Raw genomic sequence first — 20,449 nt, forward strand, 5'->3', positions numbered from 1 at the left:
AAAAAAACAACATGATTAGTCCATTAGCATATATACATCCCGAGGCAAGAATTGGTGAGAATGTAGAAATCGGTCCTTTTGTGTTTATCGACAAGAATGTAGTTATCGGCGATAACAACACAATCATGCCTAACGCCAATATACTGTATGGCTCACGCATAGGGAACGGCAACACCATTTTTCCGGGAGCTGTTATAGGCGCTATTCCCCAGGATTTGAAATTCCGCGGTGAAGAAACGACTGCCGAAATAGGTGATAACAACACCATTCGCGAGAATGTAACCATCAATCGTGGTACAGCGGCTAAAGGCAAAACCATAGTGGGCAGTAACAACCTGTTGATGGAAGGGGTACACGTAGCACATGATGCCATCATAGGCAGCGGTTGCATCATAGGCAATGCCACCAAGATGGCAGGTGAAATTATCATTGATGATAACGCCATTATCAGCGGTGCCGTATTGATGCACCAATTCTGCCGGGTAGGCGGTTATGTAATGGTACAGGGCGGTTCACGTTTCAGCAAGGACATTCCTCCTTATATTATAGCGGGGCGCGAACCCATCGCCTACGCAGGAATCAATATCGTAGGACTCCGCCGCCGCGGATTCTCTAATGAACTAATAGAGAATATACACAACACCTATCGCATTATTTATCAAAATGGTATGAACGTTACCGATGCCTTGGAACAAGTACGCAAAGAAATACCTATGAGCAAAGAAATAGAATATATTATTTCTTTCATAGAAAATTCTCAAAGAGGTATCATCAGATAACAAAGTTTTTTATAACTTTACTGCACGAAAAAAAAGTTATATAGTATATACAGTAAAATATATGATTTACAGATTTACAATAATCTCTGACGAAGTCGATGATTTTATAAGAGAAATAAAGATAGACTCGGAAGCAACTTTCTTTGATTTGCACGAAGCGATATTGAAAGCGGCAGGATATAAAGATGACCAGATGACCTCTTTCTTCATTTGTGATGACGACTGGGAGAAAGATCAAGAAATCACACTGGAAGATATGGGAAGTAGTTCGGAAGAAGACAGCTACATCATGAGAGAAACCCGCTTGAGTGATTTGGTGGAAGACGAAAAGCAAAAATTGCTGTATGTATTCGACCCGCTGGCAGAACGAGTGTTTTTCATTGAACTATCGGAAATCATCACCGGCAAAGACCTTGACAAAGCAGTATGTTCGCGCAAAGCTGGAGAAGCCCCTAAACAAACCGTCGACTTTGACGAAATGATGGCAAAAAGCAATAGCGGAAATCTGGATATAGACGAGAATTTTTATGGTGATCAAGACTTCGATATGGAAGACTTTGATCCCGAAGGATTTGATATGGGCGGTGCCTCCTCACCGGACCCTTATGAGCAAGAAAACTATTAATCTTAACGGGGGCGGACGTTAAACGTCTGCCCCTCTCTTTTTATAAACACCATGCCTGACACCCTTATCGTCCTTATCGGCCCTACCGGTGTAGGAAAGACCGAACTAAGCCTTTCCATTGCCGAACACTTCCGGACTTCCATTGTCTCGGCAGATTCACGCCAATTATATGCAAACCTGAAGATAGGAACTGCCGCCCCTACTCCCAAGCAACTGGCGCGTGTTCCTCATTACTTTGTCGGAACATTACAACTAACAGATTATTACAGCGCCGCACAATACGAAGCAGATGTGTTAGCACAACTGGAAATCCTGTACCAAAACCATGACACTGTAATACTGACCGGAGGTTCCATGATGTATATAGATGCCATCTGCAAAGGCATAGATGATATCCCCACTGTAGACAACGAAACACGCCAGCTGATGCTACACCGTTACGAACAAAAAGGACTGGACACTCTTTGCGCCGAACTAAAGCTGCTGGACCCCGAGTATTACAAAATAGTGGATCTGAAAAATCCCAAACGAGTAATACATGCATTGGAAATATGCTACATGACTGGAAAAACTTATACTTCCTTTCGTACCCGCACTCACAAGGAACGCCCTTTCCGCATCATCAAGATAGGACTAACTCGCGACCGCGAAGAATTGTATGACCGCATCAACCGCCGCGTGGACATCATGATGCAGGACGGCTTGTTGGAAGAAGCCCGGCAGGTATATCCTTTCCGGCATCTGAACTCGCTCAATACCGTAGGATACAAAGAAATATTCAAGTATCTGGATGGAGAATGGACATTGGAATTCGCTATCGGGAAAATCAAACAAAATTCCCGTATCTACTCTCGTAAACAGATGACCTGGTTCAAACGAGACAAAGACATCGTTTGGTTCCATCCCGACCAGCAAACAGAAATTATGCAATATATTCATTCAGTTAACCACTAATTACAATCATGAAAAAATTACTAACCTTCATCATGGCTTGCGTCATCAGCCTGGGTGTAACCGCCCAAATCTCGAAAGAAGCATTTGAGAAATGGCATCAAAACAAGTATTCCATGTTCATCCACTTCGGTCTTTATTCCGAACTGGGAGGCGTATGGGAAGGCAGCCCCGTCACCCGAGGATACAGTGAACAAATCCAGTCGTTTGCGGGAATCTTCAGTGATTGGTATGGAGATACCGCTCTGCGTTTCAATCCCACCCTGTTCAATGCAGACGCTATTGTGTCACTGGCCAAAGAAGCCGGTATGCGCTCCATCATCATTACCACCAAGCATCACGACGGTTTCTGTATGTTCCGTACAGCCACCACCGACTATAATTCATACGATGCCACCCCTGGCAAACGCGACTTTATAAAAGAGATGGCGGAAGCTTGCAAACGTGGCGGAATCAACTTCGGCATCTATTTCTCACTGATAGACTGGCATTTTCCACAAGCCTATCCCATCTCCAGCCATAACTGTGATTTCATCACCCCACAACACCATGAATTCACCAAAGCACAAGTTACCGAACTGTTGACCAACTACGGTCCCATTTCTGAACTTTGGTTTGACATGGGTTCCAACACTCCTGAACAAAGCAAAGAACTGTATCAACTAGTGCACAGATTGCAACCAGACTGTATGGTAAGCGGCCGGTTGGGCAACGATCAGTATGACTTCAGTGTCATGGCAGACAACACATATCCCGAAGGCTCTTTGCAGACCGCATGGCAAACAGCAGCTTCCATGTTCGATGAAACCTGGAGCTACCGTTCCTGGCAAAAAAGGGGGGACGTTCACACCAAAGCGATGGAAAAACTGCGCAGCCTGATCAATGTAGTTTCCCATGGTGGAAACTTCCTGCTGAACATCGGTCCCAAAGGCGACGGTTCCGTAGTACCCTTTGAAAGAGAAGTGCTGAAAGAAATCGGTATCTGGTTGAAGAAAAACGGTGAAGCCATTTATGGTACAGAAGCCTCTCCTTTCCGCGAGCAATTCGAATGGGGAACCATTACCCGCAAAGGCAATAACCTCTACCTCATCTTATCGGGCAACCGTCCTGCCGATGATAAAATCACTTTGAACATACCGGGATGCAAACTGCAAAAAGCAGACATTAAAGCGATTCAGAAAGGACAGGAGATGATCTTCACACTGCCCGCCGACGCATATGGAAAAGATATCCAAGTGATTTGCGCCACGTTCGACCAACCGGTGAAACCACAACCTATAGCTGCACAGCGCACTCCTAATTATAGTTATTCCTGTTTCGATTATTACAGCAACTACCGCAGTACGGTGAGCTATCAATGGAGCATCAACAAATCCAACCTCAACGCATTGGAATTTACCTATACTCCGCAGGAGAACGGTAAGGAATTACTGGTTGAAGTAGATGGAACACCTTACACAGTAACCCTTGACGCAAGCAAGGCACAGGCACTAAACCTATCTTCCAAGGCCGTATGGGGTCAGCGTTACTTCTGCGGGCCGGGCAGCGGATTGTTCGATGCTCCTGCCACCATCCATACTGATCCGGAAAAAGCACCGGTAAGAAAAGGACAATGGAAAGAAGTGAATGAGGAAAAAGCCATGTTCCCCAGCAATATTCTGGAAAGTTACTTCCTAATGCAGCAGGTAGAATCGCCCAAAGCACAAGATATTCTAGTAGATGTAGGTGCTGGAAACGGTATCGAAATCTATCTGAACGGCAAGTCTGTAATGAAACACCTCAACCCTTACCGCTGCAAGTTCCGTGAGGAAAAGGTGCTGCTACCACTTCAAAAAGGCAGTAACCAAATTGTGGTAAGAATATACAACCGCTTTGAAAAAGAAACAGGCTATCTGCTGCGCCCATCAGCGGAACAGGTTATCTACAAACAGAAATTCACTTTGCCGCAAGTGGCAAAAGGGAAAGTTCATACTGTTGTTGTAAAACAGAATAATCTGCCATCCATCCATAAGGACACAGAATTATCCAATCTGAATGTAAAGGCAAAATAAAACTCTGCAATAAATAAAAAGCGAAATGCCTCTCCCCGGATGTTTCTGTCATGAAATGTCCGGGGAAAGTTTTATATAAAGAAAACATCATTCTAGAATTTACTAATAACATTGACAGGTCACATGCATGAAAATCATAATATTCATAAAGTACCCTTCATACAGTCTGTTCCGATATTATGCTTTCTTTCTGTCTGCTTGATAATTCAAAATTACCCCCAGTACCATCAGTACAGAAAGTACAATCCATGCAACATTCAGAAAGATTCCTTTCCATTCCTGCCGGGTAATGAACTGTGAATACAAAGGTCGTATAATCGGAGCTTGAGGATGGTGGAGTTTACAGCGGGACCGATCAATGGCCCTTTGATAATCATCTAAATCAAAAATACAACGCTCATAACATACAACGGCTTGTCCTTTCTCATGCCTCACCGGAATAACCCATGCCTTAACTTCCCGCTCCTCATACTTATGACGGGGCAATGAATCGGTAAATGCAGGAGCTACAGAGAAATGATATTGCTTCTGTTCCTTACGATAGCGGTGTCTGCCCATACTTCGTGTCACCTCACGAGTGACAGTCACACTGCTCCTTCGGGCATAATCCACCTCCAGAGTATCGAAAGTAAAATACAGAGCATTATTCCCCCCATTATATAAATCGGTAACAGCATGATAACGCACCACTTCATCTGCCGAATGAAAAAGCCAGTTCTGTAAAGGAATATTAAAGGCCATACTGGCAGCCGCCATCAATATAAGAAAAGGAATTTTCCATCTTGAAGCAATGATAAAAGCCCCTCCGGCGAGAGTGAGTAACGGAGGGAAAGCATACGTCGTAATTTGTAACCAGCCCCCCGGATTAAAACCAAGAGCAACAGTGAACAAGATTCCTGCTAAAGAAGGAATGAAAAGTAATACCAATAACTTAACGACCCAGTTTTTCATTATTCAATATTAGTTTTGTCTTGCCAAAGATAGTAATATAAATCCAAAAAAAGAATCTGTAAATGCTTACAGCAGCTTACAGATCCTTTTCCACTTTATTCTTGCAAGACGAACACGTTCTTTATTTCTCTAATGCTTTTATTAATTCTTTTTTTACGGTATCCACTCCTGGGAAACCGGTGTATTTTTGAATAATACCCCCTTCTTTATCGACAATAATATAAGTCGGAACCCCCTGTATGCTGAACTGCTTGCTCAGGTAATTCCACTGAGCCGCCGTTACTCGGTAATGCTCTCCATGAATATCCGGAATCATGTTATCCCACGTTTCTTTGGGCGAGTTCTCTCCGGCAATAAAAACATATACAATATCTTTACCTTCAAGATCTTTCTTCATCGGTTTCATCTGTTTCATAGCCATTTTGCAAGGACCGCACCAAGTCGCCCAAAAATCGACCAAAATCACCTTACCCTTAAATTTAGAAGTGATAGAATAAAATAAATCTTCATCTTTTACTTCTCCGGATTCATTAACAGTATAACCTTTCTTTTTCTTATTAGCTTCAATCGTTTCCAAAAGACGGTTGTTCATCCTTGTCAGTCTGCTGAGATAATAAGGATCACTCATCTTCCGTATCTCCTCAAAATCATGTATAGTCAATGGAGTGAAGTCACTGATTTTCTGAGCATATTTCATCATTTTCTGCAGATCGAAAAAAAGTCCTTGCTCTGTACCCAAATATCCGGCTATAATCTTTTTCAAGATATAGTCTTGCTGCATAGAACTGAATTCTTTAAACAAATCATCGTATTTTATTCGCAATTCTCCCATTTTTTCCCGATAGACAGATATTTTTCCGGCATCTGTATTAGCCTTGAACTCACGTATTATCTCAGCATCTTCAACAGAAACTTTATCGGAAGAGAGAATAAACGCAAATATATCACTCAACTTATCATCCATCTTCACCCTCATATAGCCCATTCCTCTCACCAAATCAGCATAACCATTGGTATAAAGCATGACAGGCGAGTTCAGTATATTCAGCTGCCGGATATAGTCATAGAAATCATCACTCAATTCCGGTTGTTTAAACTTTTGATAAGCTTCACGAGCCGGTAATCCACTGCACTGCACATAAGCATAGGCTAAATTAGAGCTTACACGGGTCAATGTCAAAGTACAAAGCAAATCATTCTGAGCCAATAAAAGATTCCGGTATGCCTGACTTCTTTTCTTATCGGAACAGATAGCAGATTTGGTTTCTTCATATTTTTTCAACCAATAAGCTTTATACTGACCGGCAGTCATATTATATAAATCATTCATATTCCAATGAACCATTCCCCATACATCCATCAAATGTTCATCATCGGTTATCATTTCATCATTCAAAGCCGCCATAGTACCTGAAAAATAGACTTTCTTTCCACCAGCACGCTTCCCTTTCAACAATTTGCTTTCAGAACGACTCAACTCACGCAAGTTGACAGCCATATCCAATTCACCACCGGGAACTAAAAATACATCAAAATAAATATCACGTCCCACAGAAAAACTGACCGTAGTCGGAGTACAAAGTTCAATCTCTGTCCGAAATGTTCCGTCTTCATTCACCTTAATTTCAGTATCCTCAAATTTAGCCGTCAACAAATCACAAGTCCTACAAGAAAACGGAAGTGCATAGTGCTTCTCATAGCCTAACAAACGACCGGTTATCACTGATTTGCCATCTTTCAATTCAGCCTTAGGCAACGGTTCATCGTAATTCAATTTCTGTTTCTTCACATCATCCGATAAATCTAATTCCGGTAATTTTCCATCCAAATGGATTCCCCATACCTTGAAACAATCTTCACAATCGCTTTCAATGAAATCAATCACTTTCACTGTGGGGGGCAATAACGGAAAAATAAGACTAAAAGAAGCTTCGCCGCTATCGGGCATCCAAAATTTTTCACCCAAAGTGATTCCATTACCGGAACGAATCGGATACTTCTCTCCATTATCAGCCAACAAATAACTTTCATTACTTATCTGAATCCAATTATGAGGACGGAAAAAGGCTTTTATATCCAATACGGTTGCCGTATCCGAAACCACCACTCTGTCTATCTCAATAGTAGAAGAACTACGAGCGATGAAAGGCGGCTGTTTAACCACCCGGTTTTTTGCCTGCAAAAGGCAGCAACTCACCATAGCAAGCAATAGAATACCAAAGTTTTTCATTGTATTTTTTTTTAACATACTTACTTATTTCCCAAGTTCCTATCCAAAATATTCTTTACTTCTTCGTATGCCTTTGTATATCCACGGACCAAAGTAATACCATCCGGAGAGATTAACATAAGAATGGGAACTCCTGAAAAATAAAGGTCTTTCACTATAAAGCCGTTACCCTCCTCCTCTGTGTAAACTGTAGTCCACGGATGGCTTAGCAATCCCTGTACCCGTTCATCTTTCTTAAACTCTTCAGAACTTCCCTGCAACGATTTCAATAAATCATCACGGGTAAATCCCAATACCTCCAAACCTTTTTCATGATATTTTTGATAGAGATCCATTATTTTAGGATTTACCCAAAAAGTACCAGGACATAATCCCCAATGATAAATCAACACATATTTGCCTTTATAATCAGACAAAGACACCTTCCGGTCATCTTTATCTGTCACTGTAAACTCCGCTGGCGCAAAGCCTACTTCAATATTCTTCAATACAAGCAATTGCTTGTCAAGTATTTGTCCAAAATATGAATTTTGAACCTCTGGAGTAAATTGTGCCAAACGCTCTTTCACATCCTTATAAGTAGCATCAAAAACAAAAGCGGATGCATACATAAAAGCGGCATATTCCATATCGTTCACTTTCAATGCCAGACTATCACGAACAGTCTTCAGTATTAGCGGACGATGATATTCATTATACATTTGCCCGTATTTTGCCACACTATCATTTTGCTTTGTATCCTGATATTTCAGTATCTGACTGAAGATATCAATCATTTCAGTATTGGAAGACGCAGTCAGGCTATCGTACCTAGCCACCAACGAATTGTCATAAAAACCACCCGAATGACGAACCGCACCCAAGTAATCCAAAGACCCTTTCAGTTTTATATCATCACCTACACGAGCTATAATCTCAGCTCCGCGAATACAACTCCGTAACGGTTCACCCATTTTAGGCTGATGCATCAATAAATAAAAAGTAGTATGTTCCATAGGAATAAAAGCCGAGAAAGTTCCCTCCTTTTCCACCAATATGGTATCTGTCCCGTCTTCTTTCCAATCGGGCAATAAAAAAGTTTTAAGAAAAAGAGTATCTCCGACCTGAAGCCCTTCCAAATGACCGGATAGTTTAAAGCCATCGGTCTGCATAGTTTGCCGGCATGATACTAGAGCCACTGCAAAGAGTGCCAAAGCCAAAATTTTCTTCATATATTCTTACTTTTATATAAATGACTTCCGTTATTTTGCATGACGAAGTGCCAACGTATCTTTTTTCTCTACAGGAAATGACTTTGTCGGAATATCACCTCTAAAGAAACCTTCCTCCTTTATTTTTTTGATACGTTTCCATGCCTGCTGGTAAAGTGTTATGCGGTCTTCCACCGGATTCCCGTCTTCGTCCAAAGCATAACGCTGATCTTCGGGAACAGTAGCCATGTATTTCTTATAATAGCGAATGGCATTCTTCTCATCTTCTTTCCAATCATAGAGACAGGCTATTTTATAAAGAATGGAGTTTTTCTTTGTATAAATATATAACTTCTCCAAGGCTTCCACCTCTTTCTTTGTATCCCCCGCATAATCGTAACATTCTACCAACCCGTCATAAAGACGTACCATCATACTATCAGAAGGAACCGCTATGCGGAAGGCTTCTTCCATATATTCCACACCCTCCTTTTTCCAGGAAGTGCGTGCCGAAGCTTTTGCCAGATAATAGAGCACATTCACATCCATCGGATTTTTTTGATAGGCTTCTTTCAGATTATCGTATGCACCATAAAACCAGTTATCCCCATAATGGGATACACCTAAATAGTAAAGAGTGAGAAAACTACGATCACCCAGTTCTTTTAATGACTCATAGCGTTTTACCGCTGTTCCGTACTCTTTCAGCATACAATAAGCTTTCGCATTCTGGCGGTTCACATCTATATTGGTGGTATCGGACAAACGATAAACTTCCGTCACATCAACAGCATCTTTAAACTGCTGATTGTTATTAAAAATACCGGCAATGCGTGCCACTGTCTGGGCATCCAACGAATCACGCCGATAGGCTATGTTATAACTAAGAAAGGCACTGGCGGCATCCTGCAATCCCTCGTATGCCTGTCCCAGATATTTGTATCCGGTGGCCGACAAGGAATCGCGCTCCAACCAGCCATGACAAGCCGTACGTGCTTCTTCATAATCTTCGGAGGCTAATAAAGAGCGTATGAACTGCAACCGGAAAAATTTATTTTCCGGTTGCAAATTCATTGCCTTCTGATAACAGTTGGCCGCCCGACGGGAGTTACCCGTCAATTTGTAACACTCGGCAAGGTCGATCAAAACTTTTGTGTTTGTGCTGTCTTTCAAGATAAGAGAGTTCAATACCCCTATGGCTTCCGGATAACGGTTCATCGCTTTCAGCGCCTGAGCTTTGGTAATAAGCAATAAAGAATCCTGACAATCGGATTCAATCAGCATAACTACTGTCTCATAATCATAATTATCCATTGCCTGACGAATCCCATCATTCACCTGGGCAAACAACGAAATGGGGAGCATACATAGTAGCAGTGTTACAAATTTCTTCATATCTTTATTCTTATTGTTTCTTTGTAGTAATCAATATCACGCCATTCTTGGCCTTGGCTCCATAAATGGCAGTACCTGCCGCATCCTTCAACACCGAAATAGATTCAATATCCGAAGCATTCATTTTTTCCATTTGACTATAAGGCTTTTCTATCCCATCAACTATAAGCAATGGTTTTTCCTTCCAATCTTTCAACGAAAAAGTTTCCTTACCTATCCGCAATGGATTTTCTTGAAAAACAGAGTCTGTCCTCAACTCCAAATGACGTGTTTCATTTGATTTTGTATCTTTACCGTCTAGTCTGAAAGTGACGGGAACCGTATATTTCACACGCACAGGCTGGCCTTTCTGCATACCCGGTTTCCATTTCGGCATAATGGAAATGACTCGGATGGCCTCACCGTCCAAATCCGGATCAATGCTCCTGACAACTTTGGGATTGGCTATATTACCATCTTTCTCAACTACAAATTGTACAATAACCTTTCCCTGTACTCCAGCTTTCTGAGCCTCCACTGGATATTTGATATTCTTCCCCAAGAATTTCAAACATTCTCCCATACCACCCGGAAACTCAGGCATCTCTTCAACAACCTGAAAAACCGGAACTTCATCAGAAGCTTCTTCACCACCTCCATAACCTACTACAACCACTTCCTGTGTCTTAGTTGTGATTTCTCCCTCCAAATACACTTTTAAAGATTTAATTTTTCCAATAAGTTTCTCTGTAATAGTCAATTCCTTTGTTTTCATATTTATATATGAAACACTCAAAGTAGCCCCAACAGGCATTGAAATAACAAAATTTCCATCTAAATCAGTGATCGTACCTGAAGTGGTACCTTTGATAATCACATTAGCACCTACAACCGGAGTGTTTGTACTTTTTTCTAATACCTGCCCTTGCACTTTTATTTCCTTTGCAGGATGTTTTTCGGGACTTTTAACCTCTTCGGTTTTCATAATTGCCGTTAAATCATTAACTTTGACGGCTGAAATCTCATCTAACTCACTAGAGATTTCGGGGCGGGCAAAGGCTGCCACGGCAATGACTGCCAATGGAAGCACATACAGGTACTTGAGTCGTGCCCACGGATTGGATTTCTTTTTTAACATCATAGTAATACGTTTTTTAAGTGAACTGTGATTGAAGCTGTTGGCCATAGAGTAGAGCCTTGTGCCAACAGCTTTTTTTATTAATAACAACTGATATTTCTTTGCATCAATACCTTGTGCAATCACGCTTTCGTCCGCTTCGAACTCGTGTATGTTCTGTAGTTCCTGTTTCAATAACCAGGAAGCAGGATTGAACCATTGGAAAAAGATGCAGATATCCGCTATAAGTAAATCTATGGAATGTCTCTTCCGTATATGAGCGTATTCATGCGTCAGTATTTCCTCACCGTTTTCCTTCAGGTCTTTCTCAGAGATCACTACAAACTTCATCCAACTGAACGGAGCGATTTCTTTTTGGTGGGTTATCAGCGTAATACCATTTTCCTGACGGACAAGGGTGCTACCCTTTATCAGCCTCAACATACGGGTCAGCGACCATACATTACGTAAAAAGAAGAATACAATACCCAACAAATAAACCATCAGCAGCGCTTCACGCCACATAATAGCAGATTCGGGAGCAGTTTCTATAGTAGCAGTCCGATTAAGACTAGCCATAAGCAGCAGTTCTTCCCAAGTCAGCAATTGTTGGCTGACTTCCATCGGTTCTTTCATGGTCACTTCCACAAAGGGAATGGCACAGGACAATATCAGTATTCCCAACAAAGCAATACGGTTAAAACGATGGAATGTTTCACGGCTCAGCAACAGGCGGTAAAATAAATAGAATACCGCCAGACAGACTGCCGACTTTACAATATATACAAAAAATGCTCCCATAGTATGTATCTTTAATTATTCTCTTTATCCGGATTATTCATGCGCCTTTTCCACATCCCGGATAAGCTGCTTCAATTCATCCAGAGAAATCTCCTCCTCCTTCACCAGTGAAGAAACCGCTCCTAAATAAGAGTTATTGAAATATTTACTGATAACCCCTTTCAACGTCTTCTTCTTAAAATCATCACAGCTTACCACCGCATAATACTGATAGGTATTTCCAAATACCTCATGACTGAGAAACCCCTTTTCCTCCAATCCTCTCACAATGGTAGACAGAGTATTGAAATGTGGACGCGGTTCATCATAAAAATCAAGTAACTGTTTTACAAACAACGGGCCTTTTTCCCAAAAATAACCCATAATCTCTTCTTCCTTTGCTGTCAACATTTTCATAATCTTTCTTTTGATTATCACAAAGAACTAAAACTTTTAGTTATAAAACTAATTTTCATAGTTAAAGTAAACTAAAAGCTTTAGTTACCTGCTGTAAAACAGTATATCCCGTTTTCATCAGTAGGTGAAAACGGGATATACTTATCATAAATAATCCACCTATAAGGAAACTACAGATCTCTATATACTTTATACTTCCCTGAACAATCTATTATTCGTCAATGACCGGTTTATTCTCCGTCAGCCTTTTCAGGCGGAGAAGTGCCTCCATATAATAATAATCAGCATAAATGATGGATGCATCAATCTCTGATTCGGCAGGCAAGTGTCCTGTGGAATGAAGCAGGAAAGCAGGTTTACTTTCACCACACTGGTATTTGTCAGAACTCAGACTGGTTAGCATTTTTACAGCCGCCTGTTTATATTCCAATGCTTTTTCAGCGGGCAGATAACCGGACAATTCTAATAAAGCAGAAGCTACCACACAAGCGGCAGAAGCATCCCGGGGAGCATCGGGAATGGACGGATCATTAAAATCCCAATAAGGAATATAGTCTTCGGGCAGATTTTTCAGATATACATCCGTTACTTTTTGTACAAAATCGAGGTAACGGACATCTTTTGTTTCCCGATAAACGACTGTATAACCATAGATAGCCCATGCCTGACCACGAGCCCACATACTGTCATCCGAATAACCTTGATGGGTCACTCCCTTGATAAATTCACCTGTCAGAGTATCATACACTGCTACATGATAAGAGGTATAATCCGGACGAAAATGATATTTCATCGTCTTATCCGCATGAGCCACGGCAATGTCAAACAAATAAGGATTACCTCCATTCTTGGCTGCCCAGAAAAGCATTTCCAGATTGATCATATTGTCCATGATGGTATTATGACCGCCAAACATTTTCACATTGCGAGGCCATGAAAGCATAGTACCTACACGGGGATTGAACAATGCTGATAACGAATCAGCCGTATTGATTATAACTTGCTTATATTCCGGATTACCGGTCAGACGATAACCGTTACCATAGCTACAAAAAACCAAAAAACCAAAATCATGATCGTATGCAGGAATCTCCGAGAGAAATTTCAAAGAAGCAGTAAACTTTTCGGCCTCTTCCTTTATTTTCGGATCTTGTGTATATTCATAATCATACCACAAGATGCCCGGCCAGAAACCTCCGCACCATTCTTCCTTACTCACTTTACGATAGTTCCAGTCAGACTGGCCATCCATTATGTTACGAGGCATCATAGTGTAATCTACCTCCCGCCCTTTTCCATGCATAACCTCCAAAGTACGATGTACCTGGCGATCACAATATTCCAAAGCTCTGTCCACCTCCAGTTTGTTGTCTACTTCAGTACAGGCTGAAAGCAGACATAACCCTATACCTACTAATAGATTTTTTGTATTCATAATTATCCTTTCTTTTTTACTTATTGATACGGAACCAATCGGCATCTACCCAACCTCTTTCCTTACCATAAGGAGCTGTACTGAATAATCCTACTTTCGCTCCTATCCACTTACCCTGACGAGCGGTAAAAGGCACTCCGGCCGATGTATATTTCCTGCCGTCCAGACTGTAGCTGAAATAACAGATACCTCCCCCAGTTACTTTCACCTGCAAATAAATATCACGCTCATAATTGGGATAGAGCCCGGCTCCGAACCGGCGGCTTACAGGTAATTCCGCAAGACGGGTCACTGTTTCAGGAGACCATTGCTCCGCATCCTTGCAGACCACTTGATTCAATATAAATTTATCACCTTCTTTTACTACACCCAGATAGCCATAATCCCACCCCATCACTATCAGTCCGGACTGCTGTCCGTCTGCTTTCGCCGAAACTTTCAGTTTGGCAGTCACTGTAAATTCTTCGGCAGGGAATTTTTGTAACAAGAGATTCGGCACCTCCCAAAAATTCACAAAATCCTTGGACAAAATATGTCCATATATACGAATGTAACCCAAATCAGAGGTAAAGCCAAACGTATCCTGGTAATTGGCATGCCATTCCCATTGCAAGCCCAATTGCCTTGTGTTGAATTCATCACTCTCAATCGGTGTCTCTATAGGATAAGTCCTGCCTACATCCGGCTTTTTATATCGTTTTACAGGTTCACCACACCCATCTCCATCCTTGTCCTCCCCAATCACGGGCCAATCATTTTCCCACTTCATAGGATTCAAGTGCAAAACTCTACCATACATAGCTTTATCTTGAAAATTGATAAACCAAGACTCGCCTGTACAAGTTTCCACCCATCCTCCCTGATGAGGACCATTTATATCTGTATCTCCCTGAGCCATAACAATTTTCGATTCGTATGGGCCATACACATTACGAGAACGAAGTGCCAACTGCCAACCTGTCACCACCCCTCCTGCAGGAGCCAAAATGTAGTAATATCCATTACGTTTGTAAAACTTAGGCCCCTCGATGGTGTGATTCACCCCATCATTACCATCAAAAACCAATACAGGTTCACTAATGACTTTTGTACCTCCCGCATTCATCTCACAAACCGTAATCACACTATTGAATGCGGCACGACTGCCCGCCCACGCATGTACCAAATACACTTTTCCATCCTCATCCCACAACGGAGTAGGATCTATCATTCCTTTCCCGGCCTTTACCAAGACCGGCTTTTCCCATTCACCCAACGGATCTTTAGTCTTTACCATGAAAATACCCCAATCGGGATCTCCCCAATAGATAAAAAACTCACCGTTGTGGTAACGGATAGAAGGAGCCCATACCCCTTTTCCATGTTGAGGAGCGTTAAAGAAGCCGGTCGGCTCTATCTCCTTCAAGGCATAGTTTGCCAAACGCCAGTTGACCAAATCCTTTGAATGAAGAATGGGCAATCCCGGAGCGCAGCCAAAACTGGAAGCGGTCATGTAAAAATCATCACCTGCGGCACAAACATCCGGATCAGAGTAATCCGCATGAATAATCGGATTAATATACGTACCGTCTTTCTGATCGGGCACCCATACCTTGGATACATACTGAGCATCTGCCTGTTGCCATGCACCACATACTAAAGCCGCTATAATCACTATCTTTTTCATTCTTACCTATTATAAAAATGCCCTGAAACAATCATTCTTACCTTAAAAAACGTACTCTATTAAACTAAAAAATCACCTAACCTTCATTTTTGTTAACCTAATCTATCTATAATACGGACAAGAAAACCAATACACTCAACGAAAGTGGTTATTTTTATAATACTTGTCCTCTATACTTTTTATATTCTTCTATTTCCTGATCCGTCGCTGGCACGAGTTGCATGGCCACACCACCTCCAGGCTTTAATGCGAACTGCATGATTTGAGAAGAATCCACCAACAAACGGGTACATTTCACCTGAGTACGAGTCTTCATTTTATCTCCCCCATCTGTATAAATACGGGCCAGATAGGTCTTTCCCTTATCTAAAAATGAAAGATTTACCGATTGAGCAGAACCTTCATTATTAGTCAAAGCTCCTACAAACCAGTCATTACCTTTGCGACGCGCCATAGTTATACACTTACCCGGAGCACCTTCTAATACTTTTGTATCATCAAATACGGTTTGCAGATTCTCGAACCATTCTATTTCGGGCTCCCCTTGATAGAATGAAGGGCGGTCATACCAGAAGATAGTTTGTAAAGGACTATAAAAAATCAATGAAGCCGCCAACTGATGAGCATGGGTGTTCTTCAGGCGTTTGTCGAAATAACAGATGGTATAATCTGCCGCCCCATTAATCATACGAGTGAAAGGAAGAATGGTATTATGCGTTGCGTCTGGAAATTCCTCGTTTCCACGTATCCCCTCCTGAGTAAGTAAATTGGGATAAGTACGACTAAAGCCTGAAGGACGGAACTCATCATGAATATTAATCAGCAATTTATTCTCGGCAGCCAGACGAACCATATCATGTAACCAAGTAGCCCATCGATGACTGGCATACTGTACGAAACCGGATTTCACACCTACGACTCCCCACTTATGCAGCAATGGAAAAAGCTCATGCATCTGTTTCATCAGGGCATGCTGATTGACATACACCCATACACCTACCCCTTTTTCTTTCCCGTATGCTATGACACGAGGCATGTCCAATTTGGAAACGACCTTCGTGGCATCTCCGTCATGAGAGGTACAGGGCATATACCATTGCCAATCAAACAGCATATAGGGGATATGATGGGCGGCACAGAAATCAATCGTGGCTATGGCTCCTTCAGTAGTAATGGTGGTCTCACGCATAATCTTACCCGGCTTTATCCAATCCGTATCGGTTATCTCACAAGGAGGATTCAGGTTCTGGATGATGTCGTTGTGTTCCAGCAATTCCCCCGGCTTATCAGCCGCCATGATAATTTTCCATGGAGTAGCATAATAAGTAACAATATCCACAGGGCTATACATGACCGAAGTCAGTGTATTCTGTTTAGTTGGAGAAGCTACAAACTTAGTCAGACACCAGTCATCTACATCGGCATCAGTCAAAGCTACCCACAGCCCATTGGGAAGTTCTACGGTCAAGGCACGTTCTACCGGCAATTTGATGTCATTAATGGCAAGGCGCTCAAAAGGAGCTTGCGCCCATTGCTCCGTCCACGCCACCGCACCGGGGGAAAACGTATATTCAGTCAGATCCCCCACCACTTTATGAAAAATGGCCTGTGGATGTTCAGGAAAAAAATAACGGAAAGCGATGCCTTCATCATACGCACGTACTTCTATGTTCAAACGATAATTAGAACCATCCTTTTTAGAAAGGTACATGGTAGCTGCATTATAAGCGTCATGTATCGTGCTGCGCTCTCCATACAAAGGATGCCATGTCTTGTCAACGGCAGGTTGATAAATAACACTGTCCACTTCCAGATTGTCCATCCAACAATTTGCCTGATTAATTTTACGGGCAAGCGCCAGTTCCCAAGTACGGTTATCCAGCTGAAGACCGGCACGGGAGTTTCCGACAACCTCTCTGCCTCTATATTTTACCTGATATACCATCTCATTTACCGAAGAAGAAATTCTCTCCTGCCTGAACATGACTTCATGAACTCCCTCCGGGGACATCAATTTCAATTCTTTAGAATGACCTGCATAAAGTGAAACCGTACAGGTCAACGCACATGCTATGAATACTATTTTTTTCATAATGATAATGACTACTTTTTATATTGGTAGTACGGATGAACCGGAAAACTCACTCAATGAAAGGAAAAATAAAATATACCAGTAAAAAAACAATTCACCGCAGAGACTCATGCTGAATATCCCTGCGGTGAATAAGGAAGCACAAAAAAATTATAATTTTTGATTGTAACCTTCATCCAGATCTTTGGTTTCTTTTCCCATTTTCACCCGTACAGGACCGGTAGCTGAATAGTACCACACACCATGCCGCATATAAATTGCAGCATATACGTCACGATCCGACTCTAAAACAAAGTTACCTTTCTTTAGTGAACGGCCACAGCCAAGATACATCAGTTGAAGCTTGCCTTCTTTTTCCCTTATTACTCCTAAACTGCCACAGAATGACACATGTCCGGAAGGATGATGAGCCTGCATATCTGTCGCACTGAACAGATAATCCGCATACCCGTCCGCTGTATTCACTTTCAGCCCGGTACAATCATCATCTCCCTGCAAGGCTTCTACACCGAGTACATTCGGACTACTCTTTTTATACGCTTCATAAACAGATACAAAAGGATGAGTCTGAGCATTATTACCCTCCTGACGGACAATCAAAGCAGGAGTCGGCATAGGAGGCATACAGATATCGCCGGGAGTCAACCCTTTATTCATCGTAGTCGGGGGAGCATCCACCCGATAAACTTCACGCCCCTCACCTCCTGTCATCCATAAACGTGCCGTAATATCTTCGGGCATACTCCATGAAGCGATAAAATTCTGGTTATAATCGGATTTACGCAGATTGGAAAACCAATGATATCCTTCATGCCACGTCTTGTCAAACTTCTCCAAAGCTTTATCAGGAAGCTTGTTCCCCTCCGCATCGGTAACTGTCAGAGAAGTACCTACATGATGGAACAAATAATTATTATCCATCAGATTCGACCGGAAAATATCCACATAATAACCACGATTCCCCGAAGTACGGACCATAGCGACCATTCTCCTTTTCTCACCGGCAGACACATCGGCAAAGTTGATATAAGGAGTTAATTCCCTATCATTTACGAATTCGCTTTCCTTTACCATAGGTTCCATGGCATGAACAGTGATATCCCCTTCCGTATATCCGGGTAACACTGTATTAGAACCTACAGGAGATTGATGATACACGTGATCTTTACTCCAATAGGACTCATAAGCCGCTGCATCCGGAGCCAGCGCATAACCATACGCATAGAATTGTAAAGCCAGCCCATTCGGAGTGAGATGATATCCTTTTTTACCACCATACAGATTGAACATCATTTTATAATCCCCCTCCCAGTTCTTCATCGTGATGAAACGATGATGAGGAGAATAAGAGGCACGCTCATTGTTCTCTGTACACACAGATGGAATAGTAGCTGTATAGGTACACAGCCCTGTCCAACCGGCATTATTTCTAGTATATTTTTTTTGAGAAATCCCCTTGTTCAAGGCACTCGCTACTTTTTCCATACCCGCTTTATCAGTAATCCCGGCATAGTAAGCCAACAAATTCTCAAAAGTCTGGAAATTAGCGCTTCCTCCACGTGAATCACCGAAAACCACCATGTTGGCAGCATCATCCATCCAAGGAAATACCGCCATTGCCGCTTTCTGTAAAATGGGATTGCCGGCTATAATATCTATTCCGGCACGTTTTAAGGGAGCCGCCCAATCAAGCAACATCTGTATCGTACCGAAAGAGTATCCTGGAGATTCGGGCCACAAGCCTGTCACCGGGTCATAAGTTTTCAACATATCGGGAATAGCATCATGGTAAGGAGTGGATTCGTTGACCAGCAGATTCAAATAATATTCTTTTCCTTTGCCGTCAGGATAAGCCTCATTACTATCGAGTACCAGTACGGGACGCAACATCATATTCCATCCGTTCACATTCCAGTTACCCGATTTTCCGCCACGCACCAGTCCTATATTGATAAAACGCTTGAATACTTCAACTGCTACACTCTTCGTATCTTTCCCAATCTCCTTCAGGTGTGCATGAGGATGCCGGCTCAAATAATCAAAAGCAAAATCATACACCATTGCCGCGTGCATCGCCAAATCGTCATGTATCTGTTCATAATCATAATACCCGCAAATGCCTCCCGGCTCCCAACCACCGCTACTGCCACATGATTTTCCGGGGTCCAGAATAGGATTCATATAATAAGTTCCCACCAGCCATACATTGAATATATCTGTGGCAAAACGAGCAAACTTCTCTTCTCCTGTCACCCAATAAACAAAAGCGGCATTTTCCGCCAATGTCAGGATCTCGACATTATTCCCCCGTACCATATGCCCGCTTTCCTTATAGGGCACTTTCACAGGAGGTTCCGAAGGATTCAATTTGTTAATGCCAAGCATATCTCCGGTCTCATTATAGGGAATACGCTGTTCCAACGGTACATTAGCATATTTATTCCAGGTACGCATACCCGGCATCCGTACTGTGGGGACAGGAGCATTACCCTCACCACGGTCCCAATTCTGTTTTTTCAGATAACATTGGGTATAACGCTCCCCCTCTTTCCAATACATGGCCAGACGGGAAATGATCCACTCGGGATCGGTCTGATGACGATCCACATATTTTTCCACCTTAGAGCGTATAGCCGCAAAGGCTTCCCCAGCCCAAGGCTCATTTTTCACTTTTTGCCGGACCGTCACTTTATCCGAGGGAGAAACATAGACACAAGGGTGTTGCTGCGCCTGAACAGCCAACATACATCCCATCCAAAAAATAAAGATTACTAAAATATTTTTCATACTC

General features: G+C 42.2%; 14 protein-coding genes. 4 read left to right on the forward strand and 10 right to left on the reverse strand.

Features of this window, described 5'->3' with window-relative positions; all coding sequences use genetic code 11:
* Positions 1-11: 11 nt before the first annotated feature.
* The 4 genes from lpxA to GKD17_RS16685 all read left to right on the forward strand — a co-directional run bounded on the left by lpxA (position 12) and on the right by GKD17_RS16685 (position 4,406).
* A complete protein-coding gene (lpxA, locus tag GKD17_RS16670; protein ID WP_007831694.1) occupies positions 12-779 on the forward strand; it encodes an acyl-ACP--UDP-N-acetylglucosamine O-acyltransferase in 768 nt (255 codons plus the stop codon).
* Between the two features lie 61 nt (positions 780-840).
* Positions 841-1,404, forward strand: coding sequence for an IS1096 element passenger TnpR family protein (locus GKD17_RS16675; RefSeq protein WP_007831688.1), 564 nt, complete (start codon positions 841-843; stop codon positions 1,402-1,404).
* A 51-nt stretch (positions 1,405-1,455) separates the two neighbouring features.
* A complete protein-coding gene (gene miaA / locus GKD17_RS16680; protein ID WP_007831686.1) occupies positions 1,456-2,358 on the forward strand; it encodes a tRNA (adenosine(37)-N6)-dimethylallyltransferase MiaA in 903 nt (300 codons plus the stop codon).
* Between the two features lie 8 nt (positions 2,359-2,366).
* Positions 2,367-4,406 carry an alpha-L-fucosidase gene (locus GKD17_RS16685; protein ID WP_007831684.1) on the forward strand — a complete coding sequence of 680 codons (2,040 nt, stop codon included), beginning with the start codon at positions 2,367-2,369 and terminating at the stop codon, positions 4,404-4,406.
* Positions 4,407-4,583: 177 nt separating this feature from the next.
* Here the strand turns inward: GKD17_RS16685 and GKD17_RS16690 are convergent, their stop codons facing one another.
* The 10 genes from GKD17_RS16690 to GKD17_RS16735 form a co-directional block, all read right to left on the reverse strand.
* Positions 4,584-5,357 (reverse strand): hypothetical protein, encoded by a 774-nt coding sequence (locus tag GKD17_RS16690; RefSeq protein ID WP_007831682.1) that lies wholly within the window; start codon positions 5,355-5,357, stop codon positions 4,584-4,586.
* Between the two features lie 121 nt (positions 5,358-5,478).
* Positions 5,479-7,587, reverse strand: a complete 2,109-nt coding sequence (locus tag GKD17_RS16695; RefSeq protein WP_032935592.1) for a TlpA family protein disulfide reductase — start codon at positions 7,585-7,587, stop codon at positions 5,479-5,481.
* A 20-nt stretch (positions 7,588-7,607) separates the two neighbouring features.
* Positions 7,608-8,798: a peroxiredoxin family protein gene (locus GKD17_RS16700; RefSeq protein WP_007831679.1), complete on the reverse strand. Its 1,191-nt coding sequence runs from the start codon at positions 8,796-8,798 to the stop codon at positions 7,608-7,610.
* A 30-nt stretch (positions 8,799-8,828) separates the two neighbouring features.
* Positions 8,829-10,172, reverse strand: a complete 1,344-nt coding sequence (locus GKD17_RS16705) for a tetratricopeptide repeat protein (RefSeq protein WP_007831677.1) — start codon at positions 10,170-10,172, stop codon at positions 8,829-8,831.
* Between the two features lie 10 nt (positions 10,173-10,182).
* The gene (locus tag GKD17_RS16710) at positions 10,183-12,069 is read right to left on the reverse strand and encodes a M56 family metallopeptidase (RefSeq protein WP_007831676.1); all 1,887 of its coding nucleotides are present in this window, start codon (positions 12,067-12,069) and stop codon (positions 10,183-10,185) included.
* A gap of 33 nt (positions 12,070-12,102) precedes the next feature.
* The gene (locus GKD17_RS16715; protein WP_007831675.1) at positions 12,103-12,465 is read right to left on the reverse strand and encodes a BlaI/MecI/CopY family transcriptional regulator; all 363 of its coding nucleotides are present in this window, start codon (positions 12,463-12,465) and stop codon (positions 12,103-12,105) included.
* Between the two features lie 211 nt (positions 12,466-12,676).
* Complete coding sequence (locus GKD17_RS16720) at positions 12,677-13,900, reverse strand: glycoside hydrolase family 88 protein (protein ID WP_032935459.1); 1,224 nt, start codon at positions 13,898-13,900, stop codon at positions 12,677-12,679.
* A gap of 16 nt (positions 13,901-13,916) precedes the next feature.
* Positions 13,917-15,566 (reverse strand): glycoside hydrolase family 43 protein, encoded by a 1,650-nt coding sequence (locus GKD17_RS16725; RefSeq protein WP_007831673.1) that lies wholly within the window; start codon positions 15,564-15,566, stop codon positions 13,917-13,919.
* Positions 15,567-15,720: 154 nt separating this feature from the next.
* A complete protein-coding gene (locus tag GKD17_RS16730; protein ID WP_007831671.1) occupies positions 15,721-17,658 on the reverse strand; it encodes a glycoside hydrolase family 97 protein in 1,938 nt (645 codons plus the stop codon).
* Positions 17,659-17,808: 150 nt separating this feature from the next.
* A complete protein-coding gene (locus tag GKD17_RS16735) occupies positions 17,809-20,445 on the reverse strand; it encodes a hypothetical protein (protein ID WP_032935589.1) in 2,637 nt (878 codons plus the stop codon).
* Positions 20,446-20,449: the final 4 nt, after the last annotated feature.

This window comes from Phocaeicola dorei (assembly GCF_013009555.1).
Classification (GTDB): Bacteria; Bacteroidota; Bacteroidia; order Bacteroidales; family Bacteroidaceae; genus Phocaeicola; species Phocaeicola dorei.